Source organism: Streptomyces sp. NPDC101151, from assembly GCF_044768335.1.
In the GTDB taxonomy this organism is placed as follows: Bacteria; Actinomycetota; Actinomycetes; order Streptomycetales; family Streptomycetaceae; genus Streptomyces.
The window spans coordinates 192,885-209,610 of the sequence record NZ_JBIWPP010000010.1 but is presented as its reverse complement, the minus strand read 5'-3'; the positions used below and the strand labels follow the sequence as shown (position 1 = coordinate 209,610).

Below are 16,726 nucleotides of genomic sequence, written 5' to 3'. Positions count from 1 at the left end.
ATGCTGACCACTCTCCTCCGTGACAGCCGCGCACTCGGCGCCCTCGCCGTCCCGCTCATCCTCACCCAACTCGCGCAGGTCGCCCTGACGACCACCGACACCGTGATGATGGGTCTCTTGGGCACGGCCGAACTCGCAGCCGGCGGCCTGGCTATCGTCATCTTCAACCAGGTACGCACCATGGGCGTCGGCCTGGTGACCTCCGTCGGCAACCAGATAGCCGCCGCGGCAGCGCGGGCCGAACAAGCGGCAGTCGACGCGAATGACAAGACCGCGGAGGAGACGGCACACGACGAGGTCCGGGCCATTGTCCGCGCGAGTCTGGCAGTCGCAACCCTGGCCGGTCTTGCCGGCGCGTTCGTGATGATCCTCATCGGACAGGCACTGACCTGGCTCGGCCAGGACGCCGCCGTAGTCGACCTCAGCCAGAAGATGTTGTACGCGCTCGCCCCCGGCCTCCTGCCGTGCCTGTGGTTCCAGGCCATACGCCAGTTCACCGTCGGCATGCGGCGACCCCAGGCACTCTTGCAGATCACCCTCGCCTCCATAGCCGTGAACGCAGGACTGAACTGGGTGCTCATACACGGCACTTTCGGACTGCCCCGGCTAGGCCTTACCGGCGTCGGTATAGCCACCTCCACCGTCTACCTGCTGTCCTTCCTCGCCCTCTACCTCGCCGCGAGGAAGGACCGTGAGCTGGCTCCCCTCCTCGCCCTCGATGTCACCCGCACAGATGTCGCCACCGTCAAGCGCCTCCTCGGTCTCGGTGTCCCGATCGCCGCCACCTACGGCTCCGAAGCCGGATTCTTCTCCGTCACAGCCCTGATGGCGGGCTCCTTCGGACCCGATGCACTCGCCGCGCACACTGCCGTCAACCAGCTCGTCTACATCGTGTTCCAGGTGGCCGTCGGCCTCTCCCACGCAGCATCCATCAACGTCAGCCGTGAGCTCGCCCTCGGCAACCACGACGGCGCTCGCCGCATCAAGAACACTGCCCTGGCCTGCGCCGCCGCCGTCATGACACTCGTCGGCTTCATCTATCTCACCGTTCCCCGCCTCGTCCTTGCCCCGTTCCTGGAAACCGGATCCGAGGACGCGCTCAGCACTGCCACCCACCTTCTCGTCGTGACTGCATTCCTGCAGTTCTTCGACTGCACCCAGAACATAGGGGTCGGTCTGCTCCGCGGCCTCGACGACACCAAGAGCGGCTTCCGCATCACCCTGATCGGCTACTGGGCTGTCGGACTGCCGGCCGCCTGGCTCCTCGCCTACGCTGTGAACCTCGGTATCGTCGGCGTCTGGCTCGGGCTCCTCACCGGCCTCGCAGCCACCGCCACCCTCCTGCTGCGTCGCTACAACAGCGCACTCACTGCCGCCCGTCCCGTCCCGGCAAGCTCACCTGCCTGACCAAGAGCCCGAGCGCGATGCTGTGGCCCAGGGGGGTGACCACATGGGGTACGTCAGGTGAGCCCATCCCACGTCGGGTCGCCGCGCCGACAGCGTTACGGTCACGGTCGCTGTGGCCGGCAGGCGCTCGCCACACGCCGATCCTCGGCGCGGCGAGCGGATGGCGCGGCGCTCGGCCCGCCGGTCATCAGCCGAGCTCGAGTCGGTAGCCGTGTCCGCGCAGCGTCGTGATGTCCGGCAGCCGCGAGGACGGCGCTGCCGCGTCGCCGAGCCGGCGTCGCAGCCCTGTCATGGTGACGTCGAGAGTCTTGGTCGAACCGAACCAGTTCTCGTCCCAGACCTCGGCCATCAACGTCTCGCGGGACACGGCTTTTCCCGCGTGCCGGGCCAGAAGCGCCAGCAGCTCGAACTCCTTCGGGCGCAGCTCGACGTCTCGTCCGTGTACTGAGCAACGGCGCGCCGTGATATCGACGACCAGGTCGCCGAGCCGGATGGGCTCCTGCGCGGGTGAGGCGATGGGACGGCGCCGTAGGTGCGCCCGCAACCGTGCCAGCAGCACGGACAGGCTGAAGGGCTTGACCAGATAGTCGTCGGCACCGGCGTCGAGTCCCGCAATGACGTCGATGTCCTCCGTGCGCGCGGTGAGGATGAGGATCAGCAGGTCGGGGAAGCGGGCACGCAGCACGCGGGCGACGTCGAGACCATCCATGTCCGGCAGGCCGAGGTCCAGGAGGAGCACGTCGAACGCCGACTGCGTGGCCTCGGCAAGAGCTCCCGAGCCTGTCCGGCTCCAGGACGGTGCATAGCCGTTGCTCAGCAGTCCGGTGTTGAGGTGCCTGCCGATTGTCTCGTCGTCCTCTACGACAAGGATCTGCACAGGACGGGACTGGCCTGAGTTCGCTGCCATGGGCGTGCGCATGGTCGGCAGCGTAGAGCGCGGTGGCACCGTCAAAGGTCCCGGAGTTCCTCCACGGCGGGTCGAGCCGCCCGGCGCACTCCGTTCAGGGCCGCTCCTAGCACCGCCGCCGCGGCAGCGAGAGCGGTCAGCGAGAGATACCCACCGGGTACGGCGAGTGCTGCGGGCGGTGGGTCGAACACGCCCGTCAGTACCTTGACCAGCATCTCCGACAGTGCCCAGCCGATGAGCGCGCCGCCGGCCAGGCCGGTGACGGCCAGCAGGAGTGCCTCGGTGAGCACCATGCCGCGCAGTTGCGCCGGGCGGGCGCCGAGCACGGTGGCGATGGCGAAGGTACGACGGCGCTCCGCGAGGCCCAGCGCGAGGATGAGCCCGCCCGCACCGGCTGCGAGCAGTACCGCGAAGACGAGTTCGATCCGGGTGAGGCCTGCAAGGTCCACCGAGGTGAGACTGGTACCGACGCTTCCCCGCGTCTGGGTGATGTCGGTGACGGCCGCTCGGGTACCAAGGTGCTGCCGCAGCCGCGCGGCAACCTCCTTCTGGTGGGTGCCCCCGGTGTCCACGAGGAATGCCCCCACGGCGTTGCTTCCGGTCGCCCTTGCCACATACGAGGAGTTGGCGATGAAGAAGCTGTCCTTCGGTGCCGTCGGGAACTCCTTGGCGATCCCGGCATAGTGGAAGGGCACCGTGCGTAGTGCCTTGGAGCGGCTGTCCTGGATGCGGAGGTTGACGGTGTCGCCGGGTGCCAGCTGGAAGTCGTGCACGGTCTCCTCGCTGACCAGCAGCGCGTCGGGCTGACGGGTGAGGCGCTCCATGAGCGTGCGGGCGCTGCCACCGGCGAAGTACGCGTCCTGGAGCGAGGTTGCCGAGGCGATCGTGTCGGGCCTGACTCCATAGAGGTCCTGGAGGTCGGAGCCGACGTAGGCGAACCGGTGCTGGACCGGCTCGACATGGCGCACGCCGGGGACCTTCAGCGAGGATGCCGCCGAGGGTGGCGTCTGCGCTCCGGGCGGCTCTGTGACGGTGACGTCGGCACCATTGGTCAGTCGTGCGTCGACCTCCGCCTGCTGGCGGTAGGTCGCGTTGAAGGTCGCCGTGGACACCGCGAACGAGACCGCGAGCGCCAGCAGCACGATCGAACGAGACAATGGACGCCGCCGCCGGGAGAGCATGGCCGCTGCTGTCCCTGCGAGCTCCGAGGCGAGTGGCCTCGACAGCCGGGTCAGCGCGCCACGACCGTGGGTCAGGGCGATGAGGGTGAGGCGCCACAGCAGGAGCGCGGAGCCGACCCACAGCAGTGCAGGGCCGAGGAATGCCCAATAGGAGACGGAGATGCTCGGCACGCCCTCCGGGGCCAGCACGAGAGCGTACTGGTTCCCTGACGAGGCCCGGAAGACGAACCAGGAGCCGATCAGTAGCACAAGGTCGAGCCCGTAACGCATCCACCACAGGGCGCCCGTGCCACGTTGGCTTCGGAGGGAGTCCGCGACGGTCACGGTGCGCAGATCGCGCAGTGCGGGGACGAGCACGGCGCCGGCAGCGATCGCAGTGCCCAGCACGAAGGCGGCGGCGTACCAGGCGATCCACGAGCTCGCTCGCGTCCCGAAGGAGGCAGATCCAAAGGCCATGAACTCGGTCAGTGCGGCTACGCCGAGCCCGGCCATGCCGCCGGTGACGCCGACGAGACCGGCTTCCAGACCGGACAGGGCCGTGATGCGCCGTGGCCGCATTCCGCGCAGCCGCAGGAGGCCTTGTTCTTGCCGGCGCCGTTCACCGCCGGCGGCGGCGACGGATGCGGTCAGCGCAGCGGCGAGCACGGCGCCGGGAACGCCGAGGAACAGGAAGAGGATCTGAGCGTAGAGCGCGTCCTGGCGGGCGGAGTCGAGGGCTGCGCCCAGGTTGTTCCCCACCAGTGCTCCGCCGGAAGCGTGGGCCTCAAGGTTGCGGGCGGCTCCGGACACCGCGTTGAAGGCCGTGGCAGGGTCGGCAGGCAGCTGAGCGTTGCGGGAGGTATGGATCTGGGTGGTGGTGGCTGCGTTCGCGTGGGCGGTCAGGGAGGCGAAGGTGGCGGACGGCAGCAGAACGACGTTGTCGGGGGGCGCGGTGGGCTGGGACTGCGTGGGGGCTCCGACGTTCTGGAACAGCGAGTCGGCTTGGGGGAGATCAACGACGCCCGCCACTCGGACTTGTCGGGTCCCTGATCCGGGCAGGCGGATGCCGATGGTGTCGCCGGGAGCGATGTGCAGGTTGGAGGCTGTCTGCTGGGCCACCAGGACCCCTCGGGTCGCACCTGCCAGAGACCGGACCTCGCCCGGGAAGAGCCGCACGTAGCCGTCGGGGATGCCCAGCACCATGCCGGGGCCGGTCGTCTGTGTACTGCCCTTGGTTCGAGCTGTGAACCCGCTGCTGTGGGCGTAGCCGACCGGTACGGCGATGCGGGTGCCGGGCGCATGCCGCACCAGGGACAGGATCTGTGTGGGATCGGTGCCGGGCTGTACCTCGACCTGCCAGTCGACGGCGACTGCGCGCAGCGCCCTCTGGGTCATCGTCGCCTTCGACGCGGTGAGGAAGGACCCGAGTGCCGCGATGAGAGCGACGGCCAGCGCAATCCCCGCCGCGGCGGCCAGGAGCCGACCGGTGCGATGGCGGGCCAGGCCGCGGGCCCATGCGGTGTTCATGAGGGAGCCTCCGTGTCGGATGCGGCGTCCGCCGCGGCAAGCAGTCGTCCGTCGCGCATGGTCAGCTGGGTGGTCAGTCGTGCGGCGACGGCCGGATCGTGGGTGGTGACGACGAGGGCTGCGCCTGTCGTGTCGGCAGCGGTCAGCAGGGCGGACAGGACATGAGCGCCCGTGGTGTGGTCGAGCCGTCCGGTCGGCTCGTCGGCGAGGATGAGGCGGGGTGCCTGGGCAAGGACGCGGGCGGCCGCAACGCGCTGGGCCTGACCGCCGGAGATTTCCTCCGGCAGCCGGTGGGCGAGATCGGCAGCGTCCACCAAGGCCAGCGCCGTGACAGCCTCCTGGCGCGCCTGTGCGTCCGCCATCCCGGCGAGCACCAAGGGCAGGGCGGTGTTTTCCGCAACGTCGAGTGCTGGGATCAGGCTGTCTCCCTGGAGGACGAGCCCGATGTGTCGGGCAGCGTCTTCGAGCCCGGGCCAGGTGACGCTTCCGCTGGTGGGCTGCTCCAGGCCGGCCAACAGGTGCAGCAGGGAGGACTTGCCCGAACCCGAGGGACCGACGATCGCGAGCCGGTCTCCCGGCTGCACGGACAGGGTCGCCCCGTGCACGGCGACCACGGCGTTAGTACCTCGGCCGAAAGTGAGGGCGGCGTCCCGGCAGCGAACCAGCGTCTTGTCGGCGTTACCGGACCTTGGGGCGGCAGGGCCAATCAGGCCTTTGCGAGGGTCCAGGGGGTCACGTGGTGGCATCTCTGGCCCTCCCGTCGTCCAGGGCAATCACCCGGTCGGCGACGCGCACGGTTTCTTGGCTGTGGGTCACGATCAGCACGGCGCAACCGAGGCCGGCGCGAGCGCGCAGCATGCGCAGGATCCGTCGTTCGGTGTCGCCGTCGAGTTCACCGGTGGGCTCGTCCGCGAGGAGGACATCGGGAGAATTGGCTAGTGCGACTGCCAGTCCCGCCCGTGCCAGCTCGCCACCGGACAGATGCTGGGGGAGCGCCTGCGCTCGGTCTGTCATGCCGACCTGTTCGAGGAGGTCCCGGGCCGGCACATCGGGTCGGCCGCGAACGGAGCTCTGTGCGAGGCGGACGTTGTCGAGCACGCTCAAGTGAGGCACAAGATTGCGACTCTGCAGGAGGATGCCGATGTGGCGTGCGCGTAGTTGAGAGCGTTCCGTCTCGGGGCGGTGACTGATGCGTACGCCTGCAACGCGCACTTCGCCGCCCGACGGCTCGTCAATTCCGGCCAGACACGACAGCAGCGTGGACTTGCCTGCTCCGGACGGCCCGACCACTGCAACCGTCTCGCCGCGTCGGACTGCGATTGACACCCCACGCAGAGCGAGGGTTTCCTCGTCCCCGGCGCGGAAGAACCGGTACAGCTCGCGTGCGGCGAGGGCCATACCCGGTGGATGCTGTGACGGGGCCGCAGGAGGGAGCGGGGACGGGGATCCGGAGACGGACACGGCGATCTCACTCACTGCCATGTGAAGGAGTCGCTGATGATGCGCCAGGGGTCCACGTTGTCTGCGTTGACGGGCCCTGACAGCGTGAGATCCACCTCGCGTCCCTGGCGGTAGAACGCGTACCGCTCGAACGCGTCGCGCACGACCTTGCCCGTAACGGGATCGGTGGGGGAGTCGCCCTGATATTTCAGCAGGACGACCGGCCCGGCATGCCGCCTCGCCTGGGTCACCTTGGCCCCACTGAACTTGCTGACCTGCCCGCTCAGTTGCGGAACGACCGTCTTGGTGACCGAAGCGACGGTGGGAGCGGAGGATGCCGACCCAGCCTCCACACGAACGTGGTTCAGCTTGTCCGTGAAGACAGTCGCGGTATCCGATTGAGTACGTGCCCATCCCTCGGGCACCTTGATCTTGAATCCGGCACCAGTCGGCCGGTAGGCGACGTAAGCCTGGTTGTCGGGGATGTCACCAGGAGGATTCGACTCAGTAGGCGCAGCAGAGTTGCCGGGCGCACTGGTCGAGGCCGATCCGGAGCCAGATCCAGTGGAGGATCCGGAGCAGCCGGCTGTTACCGCCGCGAGGAGGACGAGCCCGACCGCCCCGTAAGTACGTGCGTTTGTCATGACCACGGCCTTCCTGGGGGAAGCGTCTGCGTGCCGTCTCCCGGAGCAGGGGACGGTCATGACAGCGACGCTAGGCAGCGCGCGGTTAGCGGTTCGCATGGCCGGGGTTAGACGACGGCAAAACCGCGTGGCGGGCCCCGCGGCAGCGTGCCCGAGCCCCGCATGATGAGGTCATGAGACAGCGTGTCGTGCGGGTGGCGGTCACGGCGGTGCTGGTTGCGCTGTTCCTCCTCGCGATTCCTCTGGCCTTTGCGATCAGGTCGTCCTCGTACGCCGACCAGCGGGACAGCCTGGAACGGTCGGCGCTGGCGGCGGCCGTGCGCGTCAATCCTGACTACGCGGCCGGTGACCCCGTCGAGCTGCCCAAGCCGGCAGCAGGCGAGCAACTTGGCCTGTACGACCCTGACCTCAGGTTGCGTGCCGGCAGTGGTCCAAGGTCGGGTGACGGTGCGGTGCGCCGGTCACTCGACGGCGTCATCGCGCATGTCGAGACGGGTGGCGAACTCGTCGTCGCCGTACCCGTTCCTCATGACGAGCAGGTCATCGGCGTGGTTCGAGCCTCCTCGGCTGTGTCGTCCGTGCGTGCCCACTTCCTCCTGGGCTGGGCGGTACTTCTCGGCGCGGCTGTGCTCGCCCTCGCGGTGGGGGTCTTTGTCGCCCGGCGCCAGACGCGAGCCCTCGCACAGCCACTGGAGGAGTTGTCTCGACACTGTCAGGCGGTCACCGCAGGCGACCTGGCTGCCCGCGCCGCGCCCAGCACCATCGCGGAGATCGACCAGGTCGCCCGCACCCACAACGACATGCTGCACAGCCTGTCCGAGCTCCTGAGGCATGAAAGAGACTTCGCCGCGAATGCTTCCCACCAGCTACGCACACCGTTGACTGGACTCCAGCTCACCCTGGAGGCAGGCCTCTCACAGGCTGACGACCGTCAGCTGCGGCCCGTCCTCGAAGAGGCCCTCGCAGGCACTAGACGTCTGCACCTCACGGTGGAGGAGGTGTTGCGACTGGCCGGCTCGCCACATCCGATGCATCCGAGGACACTGGACCGACCGCTGGCAGAGGTACTGGCGGAGACAGAAGTGCTGTGGCACGGGCTGTTCGCCGAGAACGGCAGGCGCTTGCAGTACGCCGTCCAGGACGTTCCGGCTGATGTGCGTGTTCCGGGGACGGCCCTCTCGGAGATTCTCGGCGTCCTACTGGACAACGCACGGGTGCACGGGCGCGGCAGTGTCCGAGTCTCCGTACGGGACCTTGAGGGAGCCGTGGCCATCGATGTGGTCGACGAAGGTGCCCTGGGCATCGAACCGGCGCGGTTGTTCGCCCGCGGTCATACGGGCGACGCCATCAGCGGCACTGGCATCGGCCTCGCCCTCGCCCGTGATCTGGCTGACTCCCTGGGCGGACGGCTGTTCCTGGCCAGTTCCGACCCCACGACGTTCACCCTGCTCGTCCCCGCCGGCAAGCAGAGGCAGGGCGACCAAGGACGGGACGGTGATGACGGGGCGCAGAATGGAGGGGAGCGTCCAGACCTGTGACGGGTCGGATCACTGGCCGGTCGAGCGTGCAGCTCCATGTCATGGCGCATGCCGTCATGGACCGCAGATTTGCAGCAGGTCGTCGGGTGGCCCGGGCGGGGAACGAGTGCCCTGAGTCAGGACGGGGGCTGGAGGATGGTGTCGATGACGTAGATGGTGGCGTTCGCGGCCTTTATGTTGCCGCAGACGATGTTCGCCTTGCCGTTGACCTTGAAGTCTGTGCCCGAGCCCGACGTGGTCAGTTTGCTGCCTTCCACCGTCGTGAAGGAGCCGTTGGAGAGTTCCTCCGGGGTGATCTGCTTGTCCACGACGTGGTAGGTCAGCGTCTTCTTCAACTGTCCCTGATTGCTGAGCAGCGAGGCAATCTGGCTCGCGGTCACCTTCTGAAATGCCTGTTGGTTGGGAGCGAAGACGGTGATGTTGGGTTTTCCGTCGAGGGTGTCGTTCAGCTTTGCCCTGACCATGGCTGAGACCAGCTGGCTGAGCTGCGGGTATGCAGCCGCAGCCTCTACGACCTTGTCCTTGGCCGTCTGGGCTTTCTGGGCGAGCCCCGAACAGCCGGGACCGAAAGTCCCCGAGGGGCTGGGAGATGCATCCTGGGCGTGGCTCGGGGAGGCCAGACCTCCGAGCGCGAGCGGGATGACGACCACAGCTGCCGCGGTGGCCTTTGCCGTACGCATGCGGGTGAACCTCATCGCAACTTTCCTCCCGTGGAGGCCTGAACACTGCAGAGGTTGGGACTGCGGACGTCTTCGATTCCGCTGGCGGGGTGGGGCGGTTGCTGCGCCACGGCCTTGGGGCATCGTCACCCGGCCACTCAGAGAGCGTATCCAGCAGGTGCTGGTGACCGCATCTCGAAGTCGGCCGTGGGCAAGCTCCAGCCTGCTGAGCCTCCCCGTCATGCTGCTGCGACGCGACGCCATGTCGCCACGTGCGACGAGGCCCGGCAGTGTGGCCACGCAGCCGTCGGCATGGCTGCGCGCCGTCCCGTCACAGAGCGTGGCGAGGACGTCGTGGACGGTACGGGTGCCGCCACTCGTACGCGGCGAACGGCTCGGGAGCCGTAGACGTCGGTGATGGTGCGCCCATGCCCGCAGAACCCGGGCCTTGTCACCGCCGCCGACGTCCCGCCTCAGGCCGGTGTCGAGGTGCACAACCCCGACCCGGTCCCTCGCCATGCTCTGCGGCAGGGGCAAGCCGGAGATGGAGCTGACCGTCGAGCGCGCTCACGGCTACGTCTCCGCTGTGCAGAACACGCAGGTGGGCCAGGAGATCGGCCGTGTTGCGGTCGACCCCAGATACAGCCCGGTGCTGAAGGTCACGTACAAGGCTGAGGTCACGTGTGTCGAGCACACCGGCCTCGGGGAACCGGGGAGCGGGCATGTACGGCGGTGGTACCCCATGGGGCAATATCCACGCTGATCGCCGAATGCGGGAAGCGCAGGACGGGGCGCATGCGTGCGTCGCGCGGCGGCTGCTTGGAAGGTGCGGGCGCAGTAGCCCGGGGCGCGGGTGTACGAGCTTGTTGACGAAACCCACCGCGCACACGGAGGAGGCGCCCCAATGTCGCTGTCGTGGTTGTTGCGGCGAGGCCCTGAAGGAGATTCGGACTCGTCAACGGGTGAGGTGTGGACGCTCGCGGCGGGCGAGTCCGCGTAGCCGCCGGTGAGGAGTGTCACGAGCAGGATCATCGCGGTGACCAGGCCGTTTGCCGTGGTCGGCAGCAGGCTCGGGGCGGCGGACAGCGGCAGGCGGAGGAGTGGCCCGGGGGAGGCGCACCCACTGACCCGGCGAGCCCGAAGCACGGCGGTGCAAGAGAACACCACGCCGGGGCCGGATCGGCGCCGTAGCCAGCCGGTCGCACGGTCGGAACATGCTGGGGCAGCGGTCGGCATGGCGTGATGATGCTCATGCGGCACGAGTGGGGCCGGTGACGGTGGCAGTCAGGATGCGTTCAGGTAGCCGATGGCACAGTCGGGCGGCATGACCTATGAAACGTCTGACAATCCGGTGGTTTCAGCGGCAGGCGCCCAGCAGGGAGACCAGCAGCGAGCCGGCGAGCAGCTGGCCGGGGCCGGCTCTCATCGCCTGTCCCCCGAGAGCCTTCGGACGCCTGCCAGGCAGATGCTGAACAAGGTTCCCGAGGTCACGATCTGGTTCTGGATCATCAAGATCTTGTGCACCACGGTCGGCGAAAGCTTCGCCGACTGGATCAACATGAACCTCGGCGTTGGCCTGATCAACACCGCATTGATCTTCACCGCCGTTCTCGCAGGCGTCTTGAGCTGGCAACTCGGCACCAAACGCTACATCCCATTCGTGTACTGGCTCACCGTGGTGGTGGTGAGCGTGACCGGCACTCTCTACACCGACATCCTCACCGACAGCCAGGGCGTTCCCCTCGCACTGAGCAGTAGTGTGTTCGCCGCCGTCCTCGCCGTTGTGTTCGGCATCTGGTACGCGCGCGAGCGGACCCTGTCGGTCCACAGCATCACCACCTGTCCCCGTGAGCTCTTCTACTGGCTCGCGGTCCTGGTCACCTTCGCTCTCGGCACCGCCACCGGTGACTGGACCCTCGACCTGACCGGTTGGACGCCGGGTGTCTCCGTGCTCCTGCCTCTCGGGTTGATCGTCGCGATCGTCCTTGCTTGGCGCCTCGGCGCCGAAGCAGTGCTCTCCTTCTGGCTGGCCTACATCCTCACCCGCCCGCTCGGGGCCAACCTCGGCGACTGGTTCGGCTCGCCCAGCGGCGACGGCGGCTTGGGCCTCGGCACCGCGGTGACCAGCGTGATCTTCCTGGCTGCAATCCTTGCTACGGTCGTGTACCTCACGCTCAGCCGGAGCGATGTGATCGAAACCCACGGCCTGACCGATGCCCCACGAGCGCTGAACCCGGCGCGTGAGCGAATCATGCTCGGTTACTACGCCGTTGTGGCGGTCGCCACTGCGGCCCTTCTCATCTGGGCGCACCACCAGCCCCACGCTGCCGCGGCCGGCGAGGACGACGCCCTCGCGCCCGTAACCGCCCATCTCACCCCGGAGCAGGCGACGTCACCGTTCCCTCCCAGTGAGATCGCGAAGTTCCGCACGATCACAGCCGACACCCTGGCAAGGCTCAATTCGGGCAATCAGCGAGCCGCGACCGCCCGAGTGACCGGCCTCGAGACCGCTTGGGACGATGACCAGTCCACACTCGAGCCCAAGAGCGAGAAGGCGTGGCACTTCCTCGACAGCGAGATCGACCAGGTCCTGACGGCACTGCGCGCCCCGAATCCCGACAAGGCCACCGAGGCCAAAGCACTCAACACCCTCCTCACCTCACTCGGCTGACCGATCGAGATGACGGACTGCCCCGACACCTCCCCCGTGTCGGGGCAGTCGACATCCCGGACCTCGCTCGGTTCGCGGATCGCCAACTGCTGCGGTCGTCAGATTGGCCCAGTGGATGAGGGCGATTCTGCAGTAGCTGTGGCCGGCAACCCAGAACATCGGGGTCTGTCTGCTCCGTGGCTCGACGACACCAAGAGCGGTTTTCTGGGCCTCGGCACTGCGGTGACCAGCATGATGGCTACTCGTGGAGCTACCGGGCTGCCAACGGCACCGGCTACACCGACTCCGGCAGTGCCCGCGCTGTCATGGGCCCGCGCACCGCTGACCGCATCGACAGGTTGAGGCCGTGCGTCCAGGGCCGCCAATCCCAGTGACGCCGGGATTCCACAGTGCGAGCATTGATCACCCCCACGGCTCACCGCTGCCGTCTCGGCGACCGGCTTGGCACCGAGCAGCCGTTACGTCACACAAGACGTCAACCGACCCTGCGTCGACCTGGAAGTGGCCTACTTCCGGTGTCGAAAGTCCAGCGTGCCGACGAGGCCTTCGCCTAACTGGTCACCCGTACGTCCTGGCTTGCCCTGACGTCGGAGCCGGAACGTCAGTGTTGTGCAAGCCGCCGCTGCGAACGTCGAGACGAGCCCGCCGAGCAGCAAGGGCGAGCGTGCGCCGTAGTGGTCGGAGACCAGGCCGACCAGTGGTGCGCCGATGGGGGTGCCGCCGAGGAGTACGAGGAAGTAGGCGGACAGGACGCGGCCACGCAGATGCGGTTGCGCGTGGAGCTGGATGAGAGAGTTGGCGGTCATCGTGATGGTCACGGAGGCGTAGCCGGTCGGAATGAGCAGGGCCAGGAAGGTGTCGTAGCCGGGCATCAGGCCCAGAGTTGCCTCCAGCAGACCGAATACGACCGTGGCAGTGATCAGACGCCCTGCCGTGGGCGGCCGTTTGATCCTTGCGCCGACTATCGCGCCGACGAGGCTGCCGACCGCGTATCCGGTCGAGAGAAAGCCGAATGCCGCGGAGTCCGAGTGGAAGACGGTGATCGCCACCAGGGAGGTGGTGACCTGGAAATTGAAGCCGAAGGTGCCCACGAAGGCGATGAGGGCGATGGGCAGAAGAAGCTCGGGCGTTGACGCGATGTGCCGGAACGCGTCGCGGAGCTTGGCGCTGCGCTTGGCAGGGGCAGGGCCGTGGAGACCGCTGACGGGGGTGAGCAGCCCGTAGAGGACTGCCAGGTACGAGACGGTGTTGATGAAGAACACCGGGCCGACCCCGACGGCGGCCACTGTCAGCCCCGCTGCCGCGGGTCCGAGGATTCTCGCGACGTTGAACTGGGTCGAATTGAGACTGACCGCAGTCGCCACTCGCTCGCGTGTGACCAGTTCGCAGACGTAGGCGCTGCGTGCCGGGCTGTCGATTGCGGTGGCTGTGCCGAGGGCGAAGGCCAGTGCGTACACCAAGGGAAGACTGACCGCTCCGGTGACGGTGAGGATGCCGAGCAGCAGGGACTGCACTGCCATGCCGGTGTGGGTGATCAGCAGTATTCGGCGCTTGGTACACCGATCGGCCAGGACCCCTCCGGCGAGACTGAACAGCGTCTGGGGGAGAAACTGAAGTGCAGTCACTATGCCGACGGCACTGCCGTTGTTGCCGGTGAGATGCAGGACCAGCAGGTCCTGGGCTGCACGCTGCATCCAGGTGCCGACGTTCGAGGTCAGCTGGCCGAGCAGGTACCGGCGGAAGGCCGGGATGGTGAGGGTGGCGTACACCGCGCTCGGCGCTTTTGCCTGCTGAGGGACACGGGTACGGGTGTACGTCCTCATGCGGTCCGGCAGGCGCACTCGTACGGCAGGGGCTGGTTCCCCTCGTCGTGATGGTGGAAGGTGGGGTGGGGGTGCATGAGGAATCCCTGGTGGGAGATGTTCCAGGCGTAGGCGCCGGCCATGGTGAAGGCGACCCGGTCGCCGACTCGCAGTCGGGTGGTCATGACCCGACGGGCCAGCACGTCCTTCGGTGTGCAGAGTTGACCGACCAGAGTCACCGGCTCGTCACGTGCCTCCGGGCGGATCCAGGGGAGGTGCCACACGTCGTCGGGAATGATCTCGAAGGGTTGGTCGTGCTGTTTCGCGGCGGGCGTGCGCAGATGGTGAGTTCCTCCGCGGAGGACGGCGAACGCTTCGCCTCGGCTGAATTTCACGTCCAGAACCTGAGTGACGTATGTGCCGCAGTAGGCCGTGACCGACCGGCCGGGTTCGATTTTCAGCGTCAGACCGGGGCGGCGTGAGAGGATCTGTCGGAGTCCGGTGCCAAAGGCGGACCAATCGAACGTCTTGTGCGGGCGGTCGTAGTCGACGTCCATGCCGCCGCCGACATTGATCTCGGTCAGCTCGACCCCCCGCTGCCTCGTCCAGCAGTCTGCCCAGCTCACAACCTCTTCGACCAGGGCCAGATGGGCTCGGGCGTCCAGGCCGCTCGCGAGGTGGACATGGAGCCCGCGCAGTCGGATACGCCCGTCGTCGGCGATGATCTGCATGCATCGGTCCAGCTGGGAGGGATCCAACCCGAACGGGCTGGGCCTGCCTCCCATGGTCAGTGCCGTCTGACGAACGACCACGGGTGCGTTGACACGCAGGAGGACGTCGGCGGTGCGGTGGCCCATCACGGTCGTCAGGATGCGCAGCTCTTGCTCACTTTCGACGTGCAGGCGTTGCACACCTGCGGACAGTGCCTCGTCGAGTTCGGTCGACGTTTTGCCGGGGCCGCCGAAGACGATCGCCGCGTCGGGCAAGTGAGCGCGGACATGGCGTAGTTCGCCGCCGGACGCAACCTCGAATCCGTCGACGTGCTCTGCCACAGCCTGCAGAAGGCGTGGGTCGGAGTTGGCCTTTACCGCGTACAGGAGCTCCACGCGTTGCGGCAGCGCGACACGGATGGACCGGGCGTGCTCTCGCAGGCTCGGCAAGTCGTAGACGTAGGCGGGCAGTTCGGCATCGGTGATGTGGTGGACATGGCGCAGCAGCGGCTCCTTCACTGAGGGACCCCCCGGGGGAAGTCCGCGCCGAGGGGGCTGGGCAGGGGCACATAGGTGGCGTGCCGGTCGGCCTTGCGTGCCCAGCGCAGGAGGAGATTGGCCTTCGCGGGCAACGGGACGCCGGAGAGCAGGGCGCGCAACCGTGGAGGTGTGCCGACGGTACGGGCGTAGGCGTGGAGACAGTCCCGGACCATGCCCCACAGTGCCGATTCCAGAGTCGGTTCGAGGTCGGCGAGGGCGCCGAGGACCTCGGAGACGTGGTTCACCAGAAGGCAGTACGCGACCCGGTTCCAGCCCTGTTCGGCGTCGTAGGTGATGGGCCGGCGGACATCATCGGGGAGGGAGGCGAGGAAACCCGCGTGGTGCTGTGGCAGCAGCTTGGTCCCCTCCAGGTCACGGAACAGCATTTGTGCCGGCGATCCGTCGGTGTGCACACCGACCACGACGTTCTGCAGGTGTGGTTCCATGACGACGCCGTGTTCGAAGTAGGCGCTCAGCACCGGCGGTAGGAGCAGCTGGAGGTAGGCGTCCCACCAGCTCAAGACATCCCGGCTGCCACGAGCGAGCAGGTGGGAGACGTGGGCGGCGCTGCTGGCATATTCGTCCGCGATCGCGGCAGCGAGCAGCGGGGTCACCCCGGGGCGCAGGTGGGGGCGTAGTCCCGAGCGGACGATGACACCGAACCCCTCCACAAGTGCGGTGTCGCCATCTGCGGCAACCGTGCGGTACCCGGGTTCTTCCAGCAGTGCGCACCCGGGAAAGCGTTCGGCCAGACGGACCATGACGGGCTGGAGCAGGCGGTTCAGGGCAACGGCGCCGGGCAGTTCGTAACTGGCATGCTTGCGAACGCAGTTGGTGAGGCGGATGTTCAGGCTGAACTTGAGGAAGGTGTCGGCGTCCGGCTGATACAGCGTGCGGACGGACGCGGTAGGCGCGAACTCGGGCCCCATGACACCGTTGTCGACTACGTCCCCCGCTGCAATGGCCGCACGCAGACGGTCGTGCCGGCTTAGCAGCCGGAACTGCCAGGGGTGTACCGGGAGCGTCGCGAATTCGGGGTCGGCCACAGCGTACAGCGCGTCGAGTTCGGCGACGTCGCCTTCCTCCTGCACCAGATGACGACGCACGGCCAGGTGACGCAGCCGGAAGCGGGCGCCGGTTTCCGGTCCGTACGTCAGCCAGTCCGCTGTGTCTCCGGTACGGGCTTTGGGGGTGGGGTGGAAGCGATGACCGAAGACGAGGGCTTGTTCCGAGGCCACATACGGGTCTTGCTGCGGCATCGTGTGCGTCCGGTGCTCGAGGGCCGCGTGGATGGTCGCGCGGCTGTCGGCCACCTGTTCCAGGAACTCACTGTTGGTGTCGCCGGTGCGCAGTTCCAACTCCTCCCTCACATATACAGCGAGTTCGTGCCAGCCGACGGGAACCCATGTGGTGTCAGTGAATCGCTGGAGCGGGCCCTGGAAACGGTGTGCGCCGATCAGTGATACCCGGCGCAGGCGCGCTCGCAGCAGTAGGTCACGGCGGGGCAGGCGCAGCAAAAGGTGGTCGCGGTCGATGGTCACCTGGCGCTCGGGTGCGGACACCTCGCGGATCAGGCAGTTGAGGAGGGTGTGGATGGTGACGTTGTCGGAGATCTGAGCAGGCGTAGCAGCCGTCGGCGGTGTCAGATCGGTCGGCATGGTGCTGCTCGGGATGGTGGTGGGCGTGGTCATGGGTGACTCCAGTGCGTCGGAGATGCGGCT

General features: G+C 67.6%; 12 protein-coding genes and 1 pseudogene. 4 read left to right on the top strand and 9 right to left on the bottom strand.

The window, feature by feature from the left end:
• Positions 1-1,407: an MATE family efflux transporter gene (locus ACIRU3_RS21060; protein ID WP_404058286.1), complete on the top strand. Its 1,407-nt coding sequence runs from the start codon at positions 1-3 to the stop codon at positions 1,405-1,407.
• A 187-nt stretch (positions 1,408-1,594) separates the two neighbouring features.
• On the opposite strand, the gene ACIRU3_RS21055 is transcribed toward ACIRU3_RS21060, so the two are convergent.
• The 5 genes from ACIRU3_RS21055 to ACIRU3_RS21035 all read right to left on the bottom strand — a co-directional run bounded on the left by ACIRU3_RS21055 (position 1,595) and on the right by ACIRU3_RS21035 (position 7,085).
• Positions 1,595-2,326: a response regulator transcription factor gene (locus ACIRU3_RS21055; protein ID WP_404058284.1), complete on the bottom strand. Its 732-nt coding sequence runs from the start codon at positions 2,324-2,326 to the stop codon at positions 1,595-1,597.
• Between the two features lie 29 nt (positions 2,327-2,355).
• Positions 2,356-5,001 carry an FtsX-like permease family protein gene (locus ACIRU3_RS21050; RefSeq protein WP_404058282.1) on the bottom strand — a complete coding sequence of 882 codons (2,646 nt, stop codon included), beginning with the start codon at positions 4,999-5,001 and terminating at the stop codon, positions 2,356-2,358.
• The gene (locus ACIRU3_RS21045) at positions 4,998-5,615 is read right to left on the bottom strand and encodes an ABC transporter ATP-binding protein (RefSeq protein ID WP_404058280.1); all 618 of its coding nucleotides are present in this window, start codon (positions 5,613-5,615) and stop codon (positions 4,998-5,000) included. Before ACIRU3_RS21045 ends, ACIRU3_RS21050 begins: the two co-directional genes overlap by 4 nt.
• A 118-nt stretch (positions 5,616-5,733) precedes the next feature.
• Positions 5,734-6,399, bottom strand: coding sequence for an ABC transporter ATP-binding protein (locus tag ACIRU3_RS21040; RefSeq protein ID WP_404058278.1), 666 nt, complete (start codon positions 6,397-6,399; stop codon positions 5,734-5,736).
• A 74-nt stretch (positions 6,400-6,473) separates the two neighbouring features.
• Positions 6,474-7,085, bottom strand: coding sequence for a hypothetical protein (locus ACIRU3_RS21035; RefSeq protein ID WP_404058276.1), 612 nt, complete (start codon positions 7,083-7,085; stop codon positions 6,474-6,476).
• 173 nt (positions 7,086-7,258) lie between these two features.
• Between ACIRU3_RS21035 and ACIRU3_RS21030 the strand changes: the two genes are divergently transcribed.
• Positions 7,259-8,623: an ATP-binding protein gene (locus tag ACIRU3_RS21030; protein ID WP_404058274.1), complete on the top strand. Its 1,365-nt coding sequence runs from the start codon at positions 7,259-7,261 to the stop codon at positions 8,621-8,623.
• Between the two features lie 116 nt (positions 8,624-8,739).
• On the opposite strand, the gene ACIRU3_RS21025 is transcribed toward ACIRU3_RS21030, so the two are convergent.
• Entirely contained in the window at positions 8,740-9,318 is a 579-nt protein-coding gene (locus ACIRU3_RS21025; RefSeq protein WP_404058272.1) for a fasciclin domain-containing protein, read from the bottom strand.
• Positions 9,319-9,717: 399 nt separating this feature from the next.
• Between ACIRU3_RS21025 and ACIRU3_RS21020 the strand changes: the two are divergent.
• Positions 9,718-9,973 (top strand): annotated as a pseudogene (locus ACIRU3_RS21020) (DNA-directed RNA polymerase subunit alpha); the annotation flags it as partial.
• A gap of 633 nt (positions 9,974-10,606) precedes the next feature.
• Entirely contained in the window at positions 10,607-11,953 is a 1,347-nt protein-coding gene (locus tag ACIRU3_RS21015; protein WP_404058270.1) for a hypothetical protein, read from the top strand.
• Between the two features lie 506 nt (positions 11,954-12,459).
• Here the strand turns inward: ACIRU3_RS21015 and ACIRU3_RS21010 are convergent.
• Genes ACIRU3_RS21010 through ACIRU3_RS21000 form a run of 3 tightly spaced genes read right to left on the bottom strand, consistent with a single transcriptional unit; the run spans position 12,460 to position 16,696 of the window.
• A complete protein-coding gene (locus ACIRU3_RS21010) occupies positions 12,460-13,776 on the bottom strand; it encodes an MFS transporter (RefSeq protein WP_404058268.1) in 1,317 nt (438 codons plus the stop codon).
• Positions 13,773-14,984 (bottom strand): type III PLP-dependent enzyme, encoded by a 1,212-nt coding sequence (locus ACIRU3_RS21005; RefSeq protein WP_404058266.1) that lies wholly within the window; start codon positions 14,982-14,984, stop codon positions 13,773-13,775. Before ACIRU3_RS21005 ends, ACIRU3_RS21010 begins: the two co-directional genes overlap by 4 nt.
• Positions 14,981-16,696 (bottom strand): IucA/IucC family protein, encoded by a 1,716-nt coding sequence (locus ACIRU3_RS21000; RefSeq protein ID WP_404058264.1) that lies wholly within the window; start codon positions 16,694-16,696, stop codon positions 14,981-14,983. Before ACIRU3_RS21000 ends, ACIRU3_RS21005 begins: the two co-directional genes overlap by 4 nt.
• Between the last annotated feature and the right edge of the window lie 30 nt (positions 16,697-16,726).

Bases quoted from the DNA above. Each gene is read 5' to 3' on its own strand.
- ACIRU3_RS21060 (WP_404058286.1), top strand. From the start codon at position 1: ATGCTGACCACTCTCCTCCGTGACAGCCGCGCACTCGGCGCCCTCGCC.
- ACIRU3_RS21055 (WP_404058284.1), bottom strand. From the start codon at position 2,326: ATGCGCACGCCCATGGCAGCGAACTCAGGCCAGTCCCGTCCTGTGCAG.
- ACIRU3_RS21050 (WP_404058282.1), bottom strand. From the start codon at position 5,001: ATGAACACCGCATGGGCCCGCGGCCTGGCCCGCCATCGCACCGGTCGG.
- ACIRU3_RS21040 (WP_404058278.1), bottom strand. From the start codon at position 6,399: ATGGCCCTCGCCGCACGCGAGCTGTACCGGTTCTTCCGCGCCGGGGAC.
- ACIRU3_RS21035 (WP_404058276.1), bottom strand. From the start codon at position 7,085: ATGACAAACGCACGTACTTACGGGGCGGTCGGGCTCGTCCTCCTCGCG.
- ACIRU3_RS21030 (WP_404058274.1), top strand. From the start codon at position 7,259: ATGAGACAGCGTGTCGTGCGGGTGGCGGTCACGGCGGTGCTGGTTGCG.
- ACIRU3_RS21025 (WP_404058272.1), bottom strand. From the start codon at position 9,318: ATGAGGTTCACCCGCATGCGTACGGCAAAGGCCACCGCGGCAGCTGTG.
- ACIRU3_RS21015 (WP_404058270.1), top strand. From the start codon at position 10,607: ATGACCTATGAAACGTCTGACAATCCGGTGGTTTCAGCGGCAGGCGCC.
- ACIRU3_RS21010 (WP_404058268.1), bottom strand. From the start codon at position 13,776: ATGAGGACGTACACCCGTACCCGTGTCCCTCAGCAGGCAAAAGCGCCG.
- ACIRU3_RS21000 (WP_404058264.1), bottom strand. From the start codon at position 16,696: ATGACCACGCCCACCACCATCCCGAGCAGCACCATGCCGACCGATCTG.